Source organism: Niallia sp. Man26 (genome assembly GCF_022049065.2).
Lineage (GTDB): Bacteria > Bacillota > Bacilli > Bacillales > Cytobacillaceae > Niallia.
The window spans coordinates 1,330,580-1,348,819 of the sequence record NZ_CP095743.1 but is presented as its reverse complement, the minus strand read 5'-3'; the positions used below and the strand labels follow the sequence as shown (position 1 = coordinate 1,348,819).

The 18,240-nt window shown below is 39.4% G+C and carries 20 protein-coding genes and 1 other annotated feature (1 of these 21 running past the window's edge); all 20 genes read right to left on the bottom strand.

Annotation, left to right across the window (positions count from 1 at the left end):
• Positions 1-132 (bottom strand) — a binding site (T-box leader); it reaches 95 nt to the left of the window's first position.
• Between the two features lie 61 nt (positions 133-193).
• The 20 genes from L8T27_RS06730 to mraY all read right to left on the bottom strand — a co-directional run bounded on the left by L8T27_RS06730 (position 194) and on the right by mraY (position 18,238).
• Positions 194-691, bottom strand: a complete 498-nt coding sequence (locus L8T27_RS06730) for a DivIVA domain-containing protein (protein ID WP_233314473.1) — start codon at positions 689-691, stop codon at positions 194-196.
• 206 nt (positions 692-897) lie between these two features.
• Positions 898-1,671 (bottom strand): YlmH family RNA-binding protein, encoded by a 774-nt coding sequence (locus L8T27_RS06725; protein ID WP_233314477.1) that lies wholly within the window; start codon positions 1,669-1,671, stop codon positions 898-900.
• 69 nt (positions 1,672-1,740) lie between these two features.
• Positions 1,741-2,001 carry a YggT family protein gene (locus L8T27_RS06720; protein WP_233314478.1) on the bottom strand — a complete coding sequence of 87 codons (261 nt, stop codon included), beginning with the start codon at positions 1,999-2,001 and terminating at the stop codon, positions 1,741-1,743.
• Between the two features lie 6 nt (positions 2,002-2,007).
• A complete protein-coding gene (locus L8T27_RS06715; RefSeq protein WP_233314480.1) occupies positions 2,008-2,493 on the bottom strand; it encodes a cell division protein SepF in 486 nt (161 codons plus the stop codon).
• A 12-nt stretch (positions 2,494-2,505) separates the two neighbouring features.
• On the bottom strand, positions 2,506-3,183 hold the full coding sequence (locus tag L8T27_RS06710; RefSeq protein ID WP_233314482.1) for a YggS family pyridoxal phosphate-dependent enzyme: 678 nt from the start codon (positions 3,181-3,183) through the stop codon (positions 2,506-2,508).
• Between the two features lie 6 nt (positions 3,184-3,189).
• A complete protein-coding gene (gene pgeF, locus L8T27_RS06705; protein WP_233314483.1) occupies positions 3,190-4,011 on the bottom strand; it encodes a peptidoglycan editing factor PgeF in 822 nt (273 codons plus the stop codon).
• 78 nt (positions 4,012-4,089) lie between these two features.
• Positions 4,090-4,353, bottom strand: a complete 264-nt coding sequence (locus L8T27_RS06700; protein ID WP_233314484.1) for a YlmC/YmxH family sporulation protein — start codon at positions 4,351-4,353, stop codon at positions 4,090-4,092.
• A 166-nt stretch (positions 4,354-4,519) separates the two neighbouring features.
• Positions 4,520-5,299, bottom strand: a complete 780-nt coding sequence (sigG, locus tag L8T27_RS06695; protein ID WP_233314485.1) for an RNA polymerase sporulation sigma factor SigG — start codon at positions 5,297-5,299, stop codon at positions 4,520-4,522.
• A 257-nt stretch (positions 5,300-5,556) separates the two neighbouring features.
• On the bottom strand, positions 5,557-6,276 hold the full coding sequence (gene sigE / locus L8T27_RS06690) for an RNA polymerase sporulation sigma factor SigE (RefSeq protein WP_233314486.1): 720 nt from the start codon (positions 6,274-6,276) through the stop codon (positions 5,557-5,559).
• Between the two features lie 43 nt (positions 6,277-6,319).
• A complete protein-coding gene (gene spoIIGA, locus L8T27_RS06685; protein ID WP_233314488.1) occupies positions 6,320-7,261 on the bottom strand; it encodes a sigma-E processing peptidase SpoIIGA in 942 nt (313 codons plus the stop codon).
• A 281-nt stretch (positions 7,262-7,542) separates the two neighbouring features.
• Positions 7,543-8,691, bottom strand: a complete 1,149-nt coding sequence (gene ftsZ, locus L8T27_RS06680; protein ID WP_233314489.1) for a cell division protein FtsZ — start codon at positions 8,689-8,691, stop codon at positions 7,543-7,545.
• Positions 8,692-8,802: 111 nt separating this feature from the next.
• A complete protein-coding gene (ftsA, locus tag L8T27_RS06675) occupies positions 8,803-10,092 on the bottom strand; it encodes a cell division protein FtsA (protein ID WP_233314490.1) in 1,290 nt (429 codons plus the stop codon).
• 144 nt (positions 10,093-10,236) lie between these two features.
• Positions 10,237-10,605, bottom strand: coding sequence for a small basic family protein (locus L8T27_RS06670; protein WP_233314492.1), 369 nt, complete (start codon positions 10,603-10,605; stop codon positions 10,237-10,239).
• Complete coding sequence (locus tag L8T27_RS06665) at positions 10,605-11,333, bottom strand: DUF881 domain-containing protein (protein ID WP_237941166.1); 729 nt, start codon at positions 11,331-11,333, stop codon at positions 10,605-10,607. Before L8T27_RS06665 ends, L8T27_RS06670 begins: the two co-directional genes overlap by 1 nt.
• A 50-nt stretch (positions 11,334-11,383) precedes the next feature.
• Positions 11,384-12,085 carry a DUF881 domain-containing protein gene (locus L8T27_RS06660; protein WP_233314494.1) on the bottom strand — a complete coding sequence of 234 codons (702 nt, stop codon included), beginning with the start codon at positions 12,083-12,085 and terminating at the stop codon, positions 11,384-11,386.
• A complete protein-coding gene (locus L8T27_RS06655) occupies positions 12,075-12,851 on the bottom strand; it encodes a cell division protein FtsQ/DivIB (RefSeq protein WP_237941165.1) in 777 nt (258 codons plus the stop codon). The genes L8T27_RS06660 and L8T27_RS06655 overlap by 11 nt, the downstream gene beginning before the upstream one ends.
• 258 nt (positions 12,852-13,109) lie before the next feature.
• Positions 13,110-14,201 (bottom strand): undecaprenyldiphospho-muramoylpentapeptide beta-N-acetylglucosaminyltransferase, encoded by a 1,092-nt coding sequence (gene murG / locus L8T27_RS06650; protein ID WP_233314496.1) that lies wholly within the window; start codon positions 14,199-14,201, stop codon positions 13,110-13,112.
• A 466-nt stretch (positions 14,202-14,667) separates the two neighbouring features.
• A complete protein-coding gene (gene spoVE, locus L8T27_RS06645) occupies positions 14,668-15,768 on the bottom strand; it encodes a stage V sporulation protein E (protein WP_233314498.1) in 1,101 nt (366 codons plus the stop codon).
• A gap of 140 nt (positions 15,769-15,908) precedes the next feature.
• Complete coding sequence (gene murD, locus L8T27_RS06640) at positions 15,909-17,261, bottom strand: UDP-N-acetylmuramoyl-L-alanine--D-glutamate ligase (RefSeq protein WP_237941164.1); 1,353 nt, start codon at positions 17,259-17,261, stop codon at positions 15,909-15,911.
• A gap of 2 nt (positions 17,262-17,263) precedes the next feature.
• The gene (gene mraY / locus L8T27_RS06635) at positions 17,264-18,238 is read right to left on the bottom strand and encodes a phospho-N-acetylmuramoyl-pentapeptide-transferase (protein ID WP_233314500.1); all 975 of its coding nucleotides are present in this window, start codon (positions 18,236-18,238) and stop codon (positions 17,264-17,266) included.
• Between the last annotated feature and the right edge of the window lie 2 nt (positions 18,239-18,240).

Here is an 18,240-nt window from a genome sequence, read left to right as displayed (position 1 = left end):
TCTTACTAAAAAGCCTTTCAGAAAAGGACTCAAGGGTGATATTCCAATTCCCGCTTATGCCAGGCTTCCACCGTCCCCAGCTCGCTTAAAATAAGCCAACAGTAATTGTACTGTCCCTATCAACGTACGCATGAATATTGTTTTGTGTACAAATTATAGGCTATTAACAGATGCTTCGTCAAGCTCTCTGCAATTATTTCGTTGAGTTAAGCTCTGATGCATCAAGCTCATATTCAAGCAAATGATCCCAATCATCGTTGTTCAGCATATCAAGCTGCGCTTCGATCAGCATTTTGAAGCGTGTGCGGAACACTTTTGACTGCTTTTTTAACTCTTCAATTTCCAATGCGATTTTTCTTGCTTTAGAAAGTGATTCATTGATAATGCGGTCAGCATTTTTTTCTGCTTCTTTAATGATCAGCTTTGCTTCTTTTTGAGCGTTTCGCTTTACTTCCTCAGCTGCCTCTTGAGCAACAACGATTGATTTATTTAATGTTTCTTCTATATTATTGTAGTGCCCGATGCGATCATCTAATTCACTAAGTCTTGCATCTAGTTCTTTTTTCTCACGAATTATATTTTCATAGTCCTTGATTATTTGGTCTAAAAACTCATTTACTTCATCTTCATCATAACCGCGAAATCCTTTGCTGAATTCCTTATTGTGAATATCCAACGGTGTTAATGGCATAATGCCACCTCCCAAACTTCAATTTCTTATGTATTTTTTTCGACAGCTTTTTTAGTATTCCTGCATTTCCAAAGAGAAAACGCCAAAAAAACAGGAAGTGAGACAAATTATACTGTTGAAAATATTGTAACATAGATAATATATAAATAACTATGGAATTTTGGAATGACATGAAAATTATTAGTGTTTGTAAAACAAATGACTGATTATTTTAATTTGCCGATAACAATCCGCCATTTATCTTTTTTTGTTTTACCTTCGAGTGATTTAATGATTGACCTGCCATGTCCTCTGACGGAAATAACATCTCCTTCTTCACAAGTAAAAGAGATGTTTTCCACAGTACCCCAGTTTACTTTCACATGACTTGCTGCAATGTAGCCTTGGGCCTTTTGTCTCGAAATGTTGTAAATTGCAGCAATCGTTGCATCAAGCCTTAATGAGGTAAGTGTTGTGCTTGTTTCAACCCATTCTTCCTCTATAGCAATTGCCCTCTCCCAAGGAATTGGATGTAACGATACCTTTGCTTTTCCGATAGAGTCAAGCTGCAAGCGGATGTAGTCTTCTACTTCTTTACCTACAATCAGCTGAACATCGCCGTCCTTAATGAGAATATCCCCAAACTTACTGCGCGATAATCCTAATGACATAATACTACCAAGCACTTGCGGATGCTCAATCGTAACAAACTTTTTCGCATACTCGATATTTTGTAAGGACAGCTGAAAGTCCGCTTGCTCTACTTCATAGTAGGAAGGATACAGAAATGCCCGTTTTCTTTCAGCAGCTCTCGTCCCGCCAGAAAACGATACTAAAACATCTGCATTTTGTCCAATAATTGTATTAACAATCTTCTGTTCGCGAGGATCTAAAAAATCTGTCAGTTTCGGCGCATAAGCATCCTCCACATATTGACGCCAATTAAGCACTTGATCAATGAATTCCTTTTCCTCTGGCCGAAAATGCTGGTATATCGACATATTACAAACTCCTTTAATAGATGTATCTAAATGACTGCATGAAAAAAGGGCTTAATGTAAGCCCTGATTTTAAAACCATAGAAATAACTGTCTAACACCATTGCCTGCTAAATTCAAAACAAAGATAGCCACAATCGGAGAAATATCAATCATACCGATTGGCGGAATTATCTTTCTGAACTGCTCTAAATACGGTTCACAAATACGGGCAAGGAAGATTCCGATTCCAGTTTCTCTTGCATTAGGTATCCATGACATGAAAATATAAATGATCAGCGCATAAGAGTAATAAGTTAGTACTCTTGAAATAATTAAAAAGACCAAATCCATCTAAGATTACCACCTCGCATTTTCAAATTCAGTTTCTTGAAGTATTTGGGAGATGTTCCCTGATACTTCGACATTATCCGGTGTGCATAGGAAGATATCTGTACCCACTTTTTGGATGTCTCCACCGATTGCATAAACAGTTCCGCTTAAGAAATCGACGATTCGTTTTCCTTGTTCTTTATCAATTCTTTGCAGGTTCACGACAACTGCACGTCTATTTTTTAACTGGTCCGCAATATCCTGTGCTTCTGCATAAACTCTTGGCTCAACCAAAAATACTTTGGACGACTTTTGCACGCTTTGCAAGCTGACAACATTTTGTTTTTGCTGCTGAACAGGCTGTTGCTGTTGTTGCTGCTGTTGAAAATAGGACTGTGTTGGCTGCTGTCTCTGTTGATTTCTCACTGGCTCCTGCTCCTGTTCATACTCTTCTTCCTCATAATCTTCATCTTCTAAGAAAAAAAATGTTTTTATTTTCGACTTTATACTCAATTTCTAAACCTCCTATTTATCGCTGCCAACGAGTGCTGTACCGATACGAATCATCGTTGCACCTTCTTCAATGGCAATCGAGTAGTCGTTAGACATTCCCATGGAAAGCTCCGTGCACGGGGCATTGCTGATTTTTAAGCTCTGAACTTCTGTTTGCAGTGCTTTTAAGTTACGGAAGCAGCTGCGCAGAAACTCTTCGTTATCTGTAAATGGCGCCATTGTCATTAAGCCGACTATTTCGATATTTGGAAATGCATCGAGGCTTTTGATGAAGTCAATTGTCTCCTCAGGGGCAATGCCGTGCTTAGATTCTTCTTGCGATACATTGACCTGAACAAAACACTTGATCTTTTTGGATGCACGCTTATTAATTTCTTTGGCTAAAGATAAGCGGTCCAAGGAATGGATATAATCCACATGATCAATAATGCTCTTCACCTTACGCGTTTGCAAGGAACCGATAAAATGCCAAACCGGCTCGTCCATCAGCACCTCACGCTTGGCAAGCAAGCCTTCTTCCCGGTTTTCGCCAAGATTGGTCACACCTGCCTCTACTGCCTCTTTTGCCCTTTCTATTGTAACATATTTTGTCACTGCGATAATGGTGATATCTTCAACAGATCTATTGACTTTTTCACAAGCCAATTTCATCTTTTCCCTAATTTCTTGCAAATTAACCTTTACTTGCATCTTACTTTAAACATCCTCTCTCCAGCCAATAAAGCTCATCATTCTTCCTGTTTTCCCTTGATCTCGCCTGTGGGAATAAAAGTATGACTCCTGAACACTTGTGCAAAGGCCAGTCACCAAAATGTTGGATTCCTGAATACCTGCCTTTATTAACAGCTGTTTGTTCAGCTTTTGTAAACTCAATGAATATTGATTCGGGGAGACAAGCACATATGGCTTATCATCATCTTTATCTAACGCATCTTCAACTCTGTTTATGACACGCCCGTCTACTATGTATTGTTCGTCAGTTATGGACGGACCGATAGCTACTTCAATTTCACTCGAATCAATTCCGTGTGATTTGAACACCTCGACCATTTTGTTGGCAATTTTCTTGACAGTACCTTGCCAGCCGGCATGGGCAATGCCGATCGCCTTCGTTTTCCTGTGGATGAAATACAGCGGAACACAGTCAGCATAGCAAAGGGTCAATAAAATACCTTCATCCATTGTAAATAAGCCATCTGTATCTGGCAATGCACTTTCATAGTCGCACGCCCCTTTACCTACATCTGCTTTTGTCACTTCCCAAATGTTGTTCTTATGGGTTTGTTCAGAACCAACCCAATTTCTCAACGGGAAATGGAGTTTATTTGCGACAATTTGGCGATTTGCTGTTACCTTCTCATTTGAATCATTAACATGATAGGCCATATTTAAACCTTTATGATGGCCAATGCTTGTGCCGCCGTTTTTTGTAGTGAATCCTGCTGCTAATTGCGGGTAGTCTTTACACCATGATTGAATGGTAAAATATTCATTTTCATGTAATAAGAAAGGTTCCATTTTTTATAACCTCAGCTTTTTTTTATAGTTTACCATAGACTTGTGCATTGGTCATAAAAAAACCAATAATATTTCGCCCTATTCTTCCACTTCTGTGAGCTCGAGCGACTTTGTATATTTAACTAAGATTACGTCTTCTCCGATTTTTAAAATATTGCTCCATGGAATCACAATATCTGCTTCTCTATTGAAGAATCCTAATACCTTTCCTGGCCCGCCAATAATAATCGATTCAATCTTTCCTGTCTGCAAATTAATATCTATATCTCCAATATTACCAAGCTTTTTCCCATTCGCTACATTGACGACATCTTTTATTTGAAAATCAGAAATTTTAAGCATTGCTCCCACTCCTATATAATAATCACTGAATGCAAGGATAGCCTTTATAAAAATATATGTTGCCAATTACGATAATTAGTACAAATTCTCGTACGTCAGGGAGATAATTGCCCATAAAAAAACTGCCGAAACATTTTTTCGGCAGTTCTCATGTACAAGCTCACTACTAGCTTTGGATATTTTTATTCATTTGTTTAATAGCAGCCTTTTCCAGTCTTGATACTTGAGCTTGGGAGATACCTATTTCATCAGCAACTTCCATTTGCGTTTTCCCTTGAAAAAAACGCTTTCTTAAAATAAGTTTTTCCCGATCGTTCAATCTTCGCATTCCTTCTTTGAGGGCGAGTTCTTCCACCCATTGTATATCCTTGTTCTTCTCATCACTCAATTGATCCATCACATAGATTGGATCGCCACCGTCATTATAGATCGGCTCAAAAAGAGAGACTGGATCTTGAATTGCATCCAATGCGAAGACGATATCCTCATGGGGAATATCAAGCTCTTTTGCAATTTCCTCAGCTGTTGGTTCCTTTGATGTCTTGCTCATTAATCGCTCTCTGACTTGCAATGCTTTATAAGCTATATCCCTTAAGGACCTGGACACCCTTATCGGGTTATTGTCACGCAAGTAACGGCGAATTTCACCAATTATCATCGGGACAGCATAGGTGGAAAACTTTACGTTTTGACTTAAATCAAAATTATCAATAGATTTCATTAGACCGATACAACCAACTTGAAATAAGTCATCGACAAACTCGCCTCTATTGTTGAACCTTTGAATCACACTTAATACAAGGCGGAGATTTCCATTAACGAGACTTTCTCTTGCGGTAATATCTCCCTGATGCATTTGCTTGAAGAGCTCTCTCATTTCTTCGTTTTTCAATACTGGAAGCTTAGATGTATCCACACCGCAAATTTCTACTTTATTTCGAGTCAATCTATTTCCCTCCTCACAGGAGCTGCTGTACAAAAAACAGTATCTCCTTGAGAAGGAAAAATATGCATAAGTGATTTTCCATCCTAATCCAAATTCACTACCGTTTTCTCTTCAAAAAACTATCAGTACAATGTTTTTCTGCAATAATAATTCACACAAAAAAATTTTTTATTCGACAAAAAATGCCAGCCGCACTTTCTAACAAGAAAGAAGAATTAATTCATCCTTGTTAGTTGAAGTTTAGCTGACAGATCACTCTACACCATTTTATTAAATTCCTTTTGCAGTCTTTTTATAATCCTTTTTTCCAATCTGGATATATAGGACTGAGAAATGCCAAGCATATCTGCTACATCCTTCTGCGTCTTTTCTTCGCCTGTTCCAAGGCCGAAGCGCAGCTCCATAATTTGCTTCTCTCTTTTAGAAAGCTGATGCAATGCCCTTATGAGCAGTTTTTTATCGACGCTTGCATCGAGGTCTTTCGTGATGATATCTTCCTCTGTACCCATTACATCTGATAACAGCAGTTCATTGCCATCCCAGTCAATATTCAGCGGTTCATCGAAGGAAACCTCTGACCGTATTTTATTGTTTCTTCTCAAATACATCAGTATCTCATTCTCGATACATCTTGATGCATATGTAGCAAGCTTGATTTTCTTTTCAGGATTAAAAGTATTGACAGCCTTTATTAGTCCGATGGTTCCAATACTAATTAAGTCTTCAATATTGATGCCCGTATTCTCAAATTTCCTGGCAATATAAACAACAAGACGCAAATTACGTTCAATTAAAATAGATCTTGCTGCCTGATCACCTTCTGGCAGCTTCAGAAGCAGTTCTTCTTCCTCTTCTTTGCTTAACGGTGGAGGCAATGCTTCGCTTCCGCCAATATAAAAAACTTCATCTGTTTTCAAACCTAATTTCATTAATAGCTTATACCAGTAGTAAGTTAAGCGAAGCTTTAGTTTTTTCATAATTGTCCTCCTTCTAAATGATGTATCAAAAGAGTATAGTATATTAACTAACCATTCCTTCGTTTACCACATTGATTTTTTTGCCTGTCAGCATTTTAGGATGCACAATGCATGAAAAAGCATCATCTGATGAAAGCTGCTGTCTTGTAAAAGAAATCAGCCCTTTTTCCACTAAATATTTGTCATCTTTTTGTTCAATGACAAGCTGTTCTGGCTTAATGGCAATCATGAGCTGATGCTCTTTCCCCATCACCTTATAGGGGATAATGCGCATCCGGTATTGCCAGTCATCACTTAGCTGCTTTTGCCCATGAATAATCGCTTCCGAGTCATCAACAATTTCACATAACTCAGCTGGCAGATCATCGCCCATTCCATTAATAGATACAAACATGACGGGAACTCTTGAAATTGGATCATATACTTGGTTGCCGCTGTCAACGAGCCCCTTTAAAGTAAAAGCCTTGCCGGCTATTTGAAAGCTCACTTGGACAATCTCTTCATATTTGATTTTTGTTATTTCAATGCTTTCTACATTCTTTCTAGAAAAATGCCAGGCTGCTGGAAAGCCAAGCAATACAAACAGCCAGCTGATTGGATCACCAAAACCTTTAACACTAGCTAGCATAACAGAAGAAGATAATTGAAAATCAAACTGAACAAAATAATGGCTGCCAATCAGGACCCCTCCAATCAGGAAGGTGACAAAATAAAAGGTCATTAATCCACTAAGATAATAGCGCAGTCTTTTAAAGCCAAAAACAGTCAAAATCATCACACAAGAGAAGCCTAGCTTTGAAATCGGGTGACTTGTATAGATGTGGTATGGAGTAACTGCCAAAAGAATGATTATCGATCCTATCAGGCCGCCGCACAGCACTCTCCAAAGCTTTACGTCTCTTTTTAAGATGATGGCTGTCAAGTAGAGCAGCAAGCTGTCAAACAAGAAATTTAGCAGCCATATGACATCTAAATAAACGGCCAAGTAGTTTGAGCCTCCTTCCTAAAGTTTTATGGCATGATTGCTTGCTCATCTAACTCTATTAATCTGTTACGAAAAAGTATAACCTACTGCTTGAGGAAAGTGTGTCGCTTCCTGTAATCAAAAAATCAGAAATTTTCTCTATTAACAACAGATTTTGTCACTATTTCTTGCCTTCTGCTATAAGTTTGTTCTAATGGTAAATTTTCAGTTTTTTTAAAATGAAATTATTTCCCAGGCTATGAAAGCATAAAAAAAAAAGCGGGAAATTATCCCGCTTTTTTTTATCTTCTGCGATTTCTGTTACGTAAGAATGTTGGTATATCCAATGTATCTTCACCTGTTTGGATTGAGTTTCCGCGTACAGGCTCTTTTGCACTGTTTGGATTTTCCTCGCGTTTCACTTCACGTGAGCTGCTAGGGTTGCTTGAAGGCTTCATGCTATTTAAAGATGGCCTTGAAGCAGATACTTGAATCGCATCTTGGTTAAATCCAGTTGCAATTACTGTTACGACAATTTCGTCTTTTAAGTTTTCGTTAATAACAGAACCGAAGATCATGTTAACATCTTGGTCAGATGCAGAAGCGACAATGTCAGCTGCTTCCTGAACTTCATATAGGCTTAAGTTAGATCCGCCCGTAATGTTCATTAACACACCTTGCGCTCCATCGATAGATGTTTCAAGCAACGGTGATGAAATTGCCTTTTTCGCTGCTTCTGCCGCGCGATTTTCTCCTGATGCAACACCGATTCCCATCAATGCAGATCCTTTGTTAACCATGATTGTTTTCACATCAGCGAAGTCAAGGTTGATTAACCCTGGTGTTGCAATAAGGTCAGAGATACCTTGTACACCTTGACGGAGTACATTATCTGCTTCTCTGAATGCTTCAAGCATCGGAGTGCTCTTATCCACAATTTCAAGCAAGCGGTCATTCGGGATGACAATCAAAGTATCTACAGCTTCTTTAAGAGCAGAGATACCGCTTGCTGCATGTGTTGAACGCTTTCTGCCTTCAAATGTGAACGGTCTTGTTACAACACCAACTGTTAATGCGCCGATGTCTTTTGCGATTTGTGCGATAACAGGTGCTGCACCAGTACCTGTTCCGCCTCCCATACCTGCAGTAACAAATACCATATCAGCTCCTTTTAGAGCCTCTTCGATTTGTTCTTTGCTTTCCTCTGCAGCTTTTTTACCCACTTCAGGGTTAGCACCGGCACCCAAACCTCTTGTCAGTTTGCCGCCGATTTGCATTTTCACTTCAGCTTTTGATAAGTTTAACGCTTGTGCGTCCGTATTTACTGCAATAAACTCTACTCCTTGAACACCATGTTCAATCATTCGATTGACAGCATTGTTCCCGCCGCCACCGACACCAATAACTTTTATTACAGCTAATGAATCTATATTTGTATCAAATTCTAACATGACAAATCCTCCTAATTCGTCGATATTCAGCAGTATCGAACTGTCCGCGTCTCAAATCTTGGTGATATGGAGTAAACATACCATTTTAATAGTTCTTATGTTTTTTATCTTTTAATCGAAAAAGTATCCCATAAATTTCTTTAGCTTGGAAGGTCCTTTTTCGACAGGCTGTTTTTCGTATGAAGCTTTTGGTGGAGCCTGTTTTGGTGCTCTTTTTTCCTTTGGTTCCCCAACTGCAACAGGCTCAGCCTGTTGAATACTGCCGCCTTGCAGCTTGTTGTTCTTGTATGAGAATTTAATCAAGCCGACAGCAGTTGTATATTGAGCTTCCCTTACACCAATATAATCAGGTATCGCGATGCGGACCCGATTTTGGAAAACTTCCTGGGCCAATTCCAAAATGCCTTTTGTTCCGGCGACTCCTCCAGAAAGTACGAAACCGCCTGGAAGATCATACACACCTAGTCTTTCTAGCTCGTCCATCACTAAATCAAACATTTCTTCCAATCTTGCTTCAATAATATCGGCAATTTCCAGTTGGTTGAACTGCTGATGCTGGTCACTTCCGATAATCGGAACGCTGAATACTTCTTCCTCTGATGCGTGATTGTAATAGGCATAGCCATATTTCACTTTGATTTTTTCTGCATCTTCGGTTGTTGTTCGCAAGCCAATGGACAGATCTTTTGTTATATGATCTCCTCCGATTGGCAAGACGCTTGTTTTTTTCAAGAAGCCATTTTCAAAAACAGCGATTGTAGTAGACCCGCCTCCAATATCAAGCAGTGCCACTCCAAGATTTTTTTCATCCTTTGACAGCGCGAAGGAACCAGCGGCAAGAGGCTGCAATGTAATATCAACAATCTCAAGGCCTGCTTTTTCCACGCAGCGAAGCGTATTATGTAATATTGTCTTGCTGCCTGTTATAATGATTCCTTCCATTTCAAGGCGGACGCCTATCATCCCGCGAGGATCTGTAATTTCATCAAGACCATCCACGATAAACTGCTTTGGGATAATGTCGATTATCTCCCTCTCAGGCGGAATGGAAACAACTTGTGCTGCATCCTTTACTCTCATTACATCTTCTATTGTTATTTCACGATTTTCACTTGAAACTGCCACTACTCCATGTGAGGGCTGCAAGCTTACATGATTTCCCGAAACGCCAACAATAACTTGTTTAATTTCTACACCAATCATTCTTTCCGCCTGTTCAATAGCTCTTCGTATGGAATGAACGGTTTCATCTATATCGACAATAGAACCCTTCCTCAACCCTTCAGAAGGTACGATGCCTACTCCAATAATGTTTAAGGACTCATTAATCATTTCGCCGATGATTACTTTCACGCTGGATGTACCGATGTCTAGACTTACATAAAATTCATTGCTGTTCATTCTCGGGCACCTCCTTTTGCTTTTTAAAAATAAGTGAACAACAGCTATCCTGCTTATTTAGCGAATGTTAAATTTTAATGAATAAAATTCCCTATTAATATATTATTTATTAAATAATTCGCCAAAACTAATATATTCCCTTTTTTATGATTGATTTTTTTCAGTTTTTTCTCGTTTATTTTCCCACTTTGTCAAGATGATTCTTCTAATGACTGCGATATTTTGAAACAGCCTTACACCGAAGGCAAATATGGCAGCTAAGTATAAGTCTACACCAAGATGAACACCGAGAAAAGCTAAACTTGCAGCAAGGAGAATATTAAAGAAAAAACCTGATACAAACACCTTTTCATCATATATGTTCTGCAAATGCGCCCTGATGCCGCCAAACAGCGTATCGAGTGCTGCTAGTACTGCAATTGACAAATAGTTGGCATATTCATCCGGGACTGTAATATCTGTCATAAGACCAAGTGATATGCCGATAATAAGGCCAAATATAGGCAGCCACATTAAGCACCGCCTCCTTCTTCATCTCCTGCAGGCTTCATATACCGAATCCGGATATTGTCTTCATATGCTGGAATGGTTATTGTTTGCTGCGGCTTTTTAACATCCAGCAACAGATTGTCCATAAAGAAATCATCCGCTGATTGTGAAACCTTCATGCGATTATACAGCTGCTCGGCACTGTTTTTATCTGCAGCAATCACTTTTATCGTCAAAGGAAATTTGTTGACAGAATAACCGTTCATCTTTGTCTCCCCATTAATATCCCTAATGACAGAAGTATTAATGTAACGATGTTCGTCAATGGCTATTTCCTTTGCGCCGTACAAATTCAACTCATTAATGAGCCGTTTCAAAAGATCGGCTGTAATGGCGCCTTGCTCATCACCCATCAGCAAATCTGAGCTGACAGGCTGAATGGAAATAACGATTCCATATCCAGCTTTTTCTGTAAGACCAATATCATCTTTCAGCTCAGCAATTGTCTCTTGAAGGAGCTCTTCTTTCGTCTGTGAGCTGTCGCTTTTATACTCGTCGACTTTTTGGCTGTTTGCACGAATATCGCTTAACAGCTTAAGCTCCGTTTCTTTTTCCTTGAGAAGGGCTTGCTTTAACTCCCAAGTATCCCTTGTGTCTCTCACCTTCGGCTTTTTGACTGTTTGGAATTGAACGGCAAGCATAAACCCGATTACTAGCAAGATTATTGTCATAGTGAAAAGTTTTTTGTTCATGCCTTCACCATACTTCCATAATAAATATTCGGCAGCACATCTCTTTTCACCTAATTTGTTCTAAGTGCCTCCATTGTAATGGTCTCTTTCTTTTCGAGTGTGAATTTGATGTTTTCATTCACCAATGTATCCTTCACTCCGCCTTTAATGTTTAATGCACCTTCCATTACTTCACTGTCTCCAATGGCAGTAATCACAAATGGAGCAGGATACTGATTTCCGTCAATTTCAATCACAGGTCCATTACATAGAATATAAGAATCATGGCTTAAGCGCTGGCCGTTAATGCTAACGGCTGCTGCGCCTGAAACATAAAGCTCATTCACCACTTCAAAGATATGATGTTCATGAACAAGATAATTATTAACATTATCATCATTCGGATCATAATTCCCATCTTCTAGAGTAACCTGCACTCCTTGTCCCACAACGCCAACCTTGCCTAAATACATGCGGTAATTATTGGCATCTTCAGCAAGATTGTAATAGGCATCCGCTTTTGTGGAGAGCTCTTTTTCGTAATCGGACAGATCCTTTTGAACTTGTTCGAGCTCTTTATAAAGCTCATTATTTCTTTCTTCTTGTTCGATCAGCTCATTTCGCAATGCAAGATCCCGATCAAACTGGCTGTCACTCAAACTTTTCGGACCGTCTTCAGCATTGGCCATTTGGAAGGCAAAGGCAACAATGAACCCTAGTACAAGAAAAACAAAAGAAAAGATTACGTGGCTCCCCTTTCGTTTATTCTTCACTATTTCCCTCTCCTTCTGATGATCCATACTCCTTGAAATAAGAGCCGACTTCTAAGTCAATAACGCCCTTTTTCTTTGGATTCAATTGGCTGATAATCGATGGATAGTGTTCCATCTTCTCTGCAAAAGTGCTTAAAGAGGCTGCCACTTCAAATCCATCATTCATAAATACATTAATATGGTATGAATCCGTTTTTTTCGGTGTGTAATGGATCTCAGAGATAGCATTGTAAACACCAGCTGGGAGTTTTTTCAGCTCCTTGACTGTTTTCTCCAGCGCTTTGTCATTATCAAAATCCATAATGAGCGGAGCATCATACGGTGTTGATTCAGAGCTTCTTCCCTCTAATTCAGTTCCGCTTTCCAGAATGGGAATATACTTATTGCCGCTTACCATGTAAGCAATCCGTTTATATTCTTCCACTTCAATATTCACTTTGTTTGGAAGCTTTAAAGAAACAGAGGATGACTTGATTTCAGGCAGTGCATTCAGTTTTTCTTCAATCTTGTCCTTTTTTATAGTCCAAATATTTGTCGAAGAGCTGATTCCGCTGATTTCCTCTATCTCCCCTTCCGTATACAAGATGTTTCCTGTCACGATTGTTTCTTTCACATTGCTTAATGGTGACTGAAAGTAAATAATGCATCCAATGAGGAGAAAAAATAGCATGAGCAGAAATATGAGGCGTTTGTTTGCTTTCTTTTTTCGCTGCTGTTTCAATTTAGGAATTCTATCTTCAATGGAAACAATCTTCCCTTTATCCAAATAACCACCTCTAACAAACAAGCAACAGTATGTAAGCTGCCGTTTCATAATCACTTAATATATATCGGAATATATCTGTTTTATTTAAAGCAGAAAATGTCTTGTTTTGAAACTTTTTTCATGACTTTCAAGGTGATAAAGCTTGTCTATTACAAATATAATAGACTTAACTCTTCTAATGTTTGATTATAGCATCCTGATTACATTAATTGAAGAAAAGTCTGGATGGGAAACGGAAAACTTTTCCCACCCAACTGATTATTTTGTGACATCCTTCATAACATTGAAAAGTCTCATCGCAGCATCTGGAATCCCTAATTCCAATGAAGCAGCTTTCATGCTTTTCAACTTTTCAGGCTGCAGCATAATATCATCGATGTCTTTCACCAGGCTATCACCAGTCAATTCACGTTCAAGCAATAGTTTTGCTGCACCGTTATTAGTAAGTGAATGGGCGTTTTTCTCTTGATGGTTATTCGTCACGTAAGGGCTTGGGATTAAAATGCTTGGAATTCCAAGGGACGTGAGCTCAGCCAATGTTGTAGCTCCTGCCCTTGCTACTGTCAGGTCAATTCCTGCAAGCACCTCTGGCATATTATGCACAAACGGTTTGATAATCACATTTTCCGGATTGCCGACTTTTTCGACTTCCTTCTTCACTGATTCATAATGGACTTCTCCCGTTACATAAAGGATCTGATAATCCTTCTTCCCAAACTCAGGCAATGCAGCAATAACCGCATCATTAATCGGTCTCGCTCCTCTTGAGCCTCCAAAGATTAGCACAGCTGGGCTATTAAGTTTAAGTCCGGCAGAAAGCTTTCCTTTAATTGCATCCTGGTTTAATACTTCCGATGCACGAGGGTTGCCTGTTAGAACAACCTTTTCCTTCGGGAAAAACTGTTCTGCTTCGGCAAAGCATGTTGCCACTTTATCGACATACTTGCTCAAGAATTTATTAGTCAATCCAGGCACACTGTTCTGTTCATGAATAATCGTAGCAATCCCCATTTTTGCGGCAGCATACACTACAGGTCCGCAAACATAACCGCCTGTTCCAATTACCACATCTGCTTGGAATTCTTTCAAGATTTTCTTGCATTTATTGACACCAGAAATAAATCTCCAAACGGTTTTCACATTTTCAGGTGAGAGCTTTCGTTTAAAACCAGTTATATGTATCGCTTTAAATGGAATATTTTCACGGCGCACTAGTTTACTCTCTAGCCCTTGTTCTGTTCCTATGTATAAGAACTCGACATCCTTGACTTCTTTTTGTATTTCACGGATTAAGGCAAGTGCTGGATAAATATGTCCTCCGGTACCACCGCCGCTAACCACTATTTTCATTTTCCCACCTCATAACACGTACTTGTTCTAGCTGCTTATTTAAGCATTTATTTACGATTTTCAAATCTTCTTTATTATAGCTTTATTTATGAAAAACAGAAACTATCTTCTTTGAATATTTTGGAGGATTTTCTTAAAGCCCAAAACTAGATGTTCCCTATTGTACTATATTTTAAACCTATTCGTGTAATTTACTAAAATTGAAAACAAATTGTAATACATTTATTGAAGGATAAAAAGAGCTTCATTTGCGGGGCTTGCATTAATAACCCCTTGTCAAACAAGCATTTTATTTGAGCATCCTCCCCCTTCCCCTCCCCTCTCCCTACATTCGTAGTGAAATAATTGTTATCATTTGTTTATATTAGTGAATTATATGAAGATTTTAAATAAAATTACCTGCTGAACGCATAAAAAAAAGGAAGGCTTTAAGCCATCCTCTCCGTGTAATGCTGCTTCTCTTTATTTAATATCTCGAATAGCGACTCACATTCAATAAAACCCCTATTGCCACAAGCATTAATGTCAAGGAAGATCCGCCATAGCTTAAGAACGGCAGTGTAATCCCAGTAACTGGCATTAAGCCTGTTACAACTCCGATATTGATCATAACTTGAATGGCAACCATTGCGATAATTCCTACAGCTAGCAAGCTTCCAAACAAATCTTGTGCTCCGAGGGCAATCCTAATGCCTCTCCACAGCAGTAAGGAAAACAGCAGCAGGATCAAAGAGCCTCCAATGAATCCAAGCTCTTCTGAAAGAATCGCAAAAATAAAGTCCGTTTGCGGCTCTGGCAAGTAAAAGAATTTTTGTCTGCTTTCTCCAAGCCCTAGGCCAAACAATCCTCCTGGTCCTATCGCGTATAAAGACTGAATGATTTGAAAGCCGCTTCCAAGAGGGTCTGACCACGGATCAAGGAAAGAAGTTATCCTTTTAATCCGGTACGGCGCTGAGGCAACCAGTCCGACAAAGCCGGCTAGTCCAATCAAACCGAGAAACACGAAATGCCGTATTCTTGCACCAGCGATAAAAATCATCACAACACTTGTCCCAACCATGACGGTGCCTGTCCCTAAATCAGGCTGAAGCATAATCATCCCAAACGCTAAAAATACAATGCCTAATGCTGGCACAAGCCCCTTTTTAAAGGAAGTAATCTTTTTCTGATTTTCTGACAGAAATTTTGCAAGGAAAGCAATCATCGCCATCTTCATAAATTCTGATGGCTGAATGGAGAATGCTCCCACTCCAATCCAGCTGCGCGATCCATTACGGACATTCCCAATTCCCGGTATAAGTACAAATACTAACAGAACAAAACATACAATAACGATAATTTTCGCCCATGTTCTCCAAGTCCAATAGTCGATATTCATGATGAAAAACATGGCGACAATCCCGACTCCGGCAAAAAGCATCTGTCTTTTTGCAAAGAAGAAAGAATCATCAAACTTGTAATCTGCCCATACAGCACTTGCACTGTACACCATGATCAGTCCTATCGCCAGTAATGTAAACGTGATGATAATAAGGAATATGTCGGGAGTTGTTTTTTTTGTCGGCACCTTTTCCACACCTCGAGTTGCAAGTATTAGGGCTTGCATCGGACTTTAGAATGAAGGGTGACATTCCTATCCCTTTTAAGGTGATAAAATCACCTTAATCATCATTTTCCTAATTTGAAACGATGGATGTAAACAAGCCCTTATTTAAGCTTATGCACCGCTTCAATAAAAATGTCTCCTCTGACTTCAAAAGTTTTGTATTGATCCCAGCTTGCACATGCTGGTGACAGAAGGATAACATCGCCTTCCTCAGATAGCTGGAAAGCAGCCGGTACAGCTTTGTCCACATTATCGACACGTTGGATAGTTTTTATTCCTGCCTCTTTGGCAATTCGCTCCAGTTTTTCAGCAGTTTGGCCAAACGTAATCATCGCCTTGACATTTTTAAGGGACGGAATGAGCTCATCAAACTCATTGCCTCTGTCTAAGCCTCCAGCAAGAAGAATGGTCGGTGCCGTAAACGCTGCAAGCGCATTTTCCGTCGCAAGGATATTCGTTGCTTTTGAATCATTATAAAAGCGTCTCCCTTGGATCTCATCAATGAACTGCAATCTGTGTTTTACCCCTTTGAATGAGCTCAATACACGGTGAATGCTGTTATTGTCAACACCAGTCAGCTTCGCTGCCGCAATGGCAGACAAAATGTTTTCCAAATTATGAGCGCCAGGCAATACGATATCCTTAACCTCAATCACTTTTTCATCATGGAAGTAAATAGAACCATCTTTTACAAATGCTCCGAATTCAAGGGGCTTTACTGTTGAAAAAGGAATGATGGTTGCTTTGCTTCTGCGGGCAATATCCATTACCACTTCTTGCTCCACATTGACAATAAGGTAATCATGCTCATCCTGGTTGTTTGTAATATTACCCTTCGCTTTTGCATACTCATCCCTAGTGCCATGGTAATCCAGATGGGCATCATAAATATTCGTAATAATCGCGACTTTCGGCTTGAATTGATCAATCCCCATCAGCTGGAATGATGAAAGCTCAATAACAATTTGATTGTCAGCTTCTGCTTTTTGTGCGACATCTGCAGCAACAGTTCCAATATTCCCCGCAATCAGTGGCTTTTTGCTGGCAGCCTCAAGCATCTCAAACAATAGGGTAGTTGTCGTTGTCTTGCCATTTGAACCAGTAATCGCAAGAAAAGGAGCCTCAGAAACCTTATAAGCAAGCTCCACTTCTGTAATGATGGGAATCCCTTTTTCTACAGCTCTTTCAACCATTGGGTTATAGTATGGAATACCAGGATTTTTCACAATTAATTGAAATCCTTCCTCTAATAGCTCCACAGGGTGACTGCCGCATATAACCGTAATCCCCTGCTCCAGCAATTCTTGCGCCTCAGGATTTTCTCCAAGTGGCTTGCTGTCGTTCACAGTCACAAACGCCCCTAATTTATGCAAAAGAGAAGCAGCGCTAACGCCACTTTTCGCAAGACCTAATACAAGTACCTTTTTATGATGATAATCAGTGATATGTTTCATTTTTATAACCACACCTCAATATAAATTCCTAATACTGCAAACAGCAATCCTACACTCCAGAATGTCACAACAACGCGCCATTCTGACCAGCCTACAAGCTCATAATGATGGTGAAGCGGGCTCATTCGGAAAATCCTTCTTCCTGTTGACTTAAAGGAAATTACTTGAAGGATAACTGACAATGTTTCGATAACAAAGACTCCCCCGATTAGAATAAGCAAAATTTCCAGCTTCGTTAAAATAGCGATTGCCGCAATTGCTCCTCCTAAAGCTAATGAACCTGTATCTCCCATAAATACCTTCGCAGGATGGGCATTGAATACTAAAAAGCCTAAAACAGCACCGACAATTGCCACAGAAAAAATGCTGATTTCAAACTGTGACTGGCTCCATGCAAGTACCGCAAACGCACCAAAGCTTATGGCAGAGGTTCCGGACACTAGTCCGTCTAAACCGTCTGTAAGGTTGATTGCATTTGAAAAACCTACAAGCCAGAAGACGATGAATACAACATAAAACCAACCGAGATCAAATGATTTATCAATCAGCGGAATATTGATGCTTGTTGAGAAATCATTTTGCATCAGCACAAAATAGAAAATAACGGAAATAACAATTTGACCTAAAAGCTTTTGTCTGGAAGTTAATCCTAAATTCCTTTTCATCACAACTTTAATAAAATCATCCAAGAAGCCAAGCAATCCGAATCCTAACATAACAAAAAGGAGCATGTATGTTTTCATAGTCGGCTCTGTAAACTTATAAGTCATTACGAGTGTTGTTACGACAACAGATAATAAAATCATCAGTCCGCCCATTGTTGGCGTCCCTGATTTCTTCTGATGGGATTTTGGGCCTTCCTCTCTAATGCTTTGTCCGAATTTCAGCCTTCTCAAGAAGGGAATAAAAACTGGTGAAGTAAGAACCGTTATTAAAAACCCTAATATTATTGTAAAAAAGATAACTTTCTCCATCATGT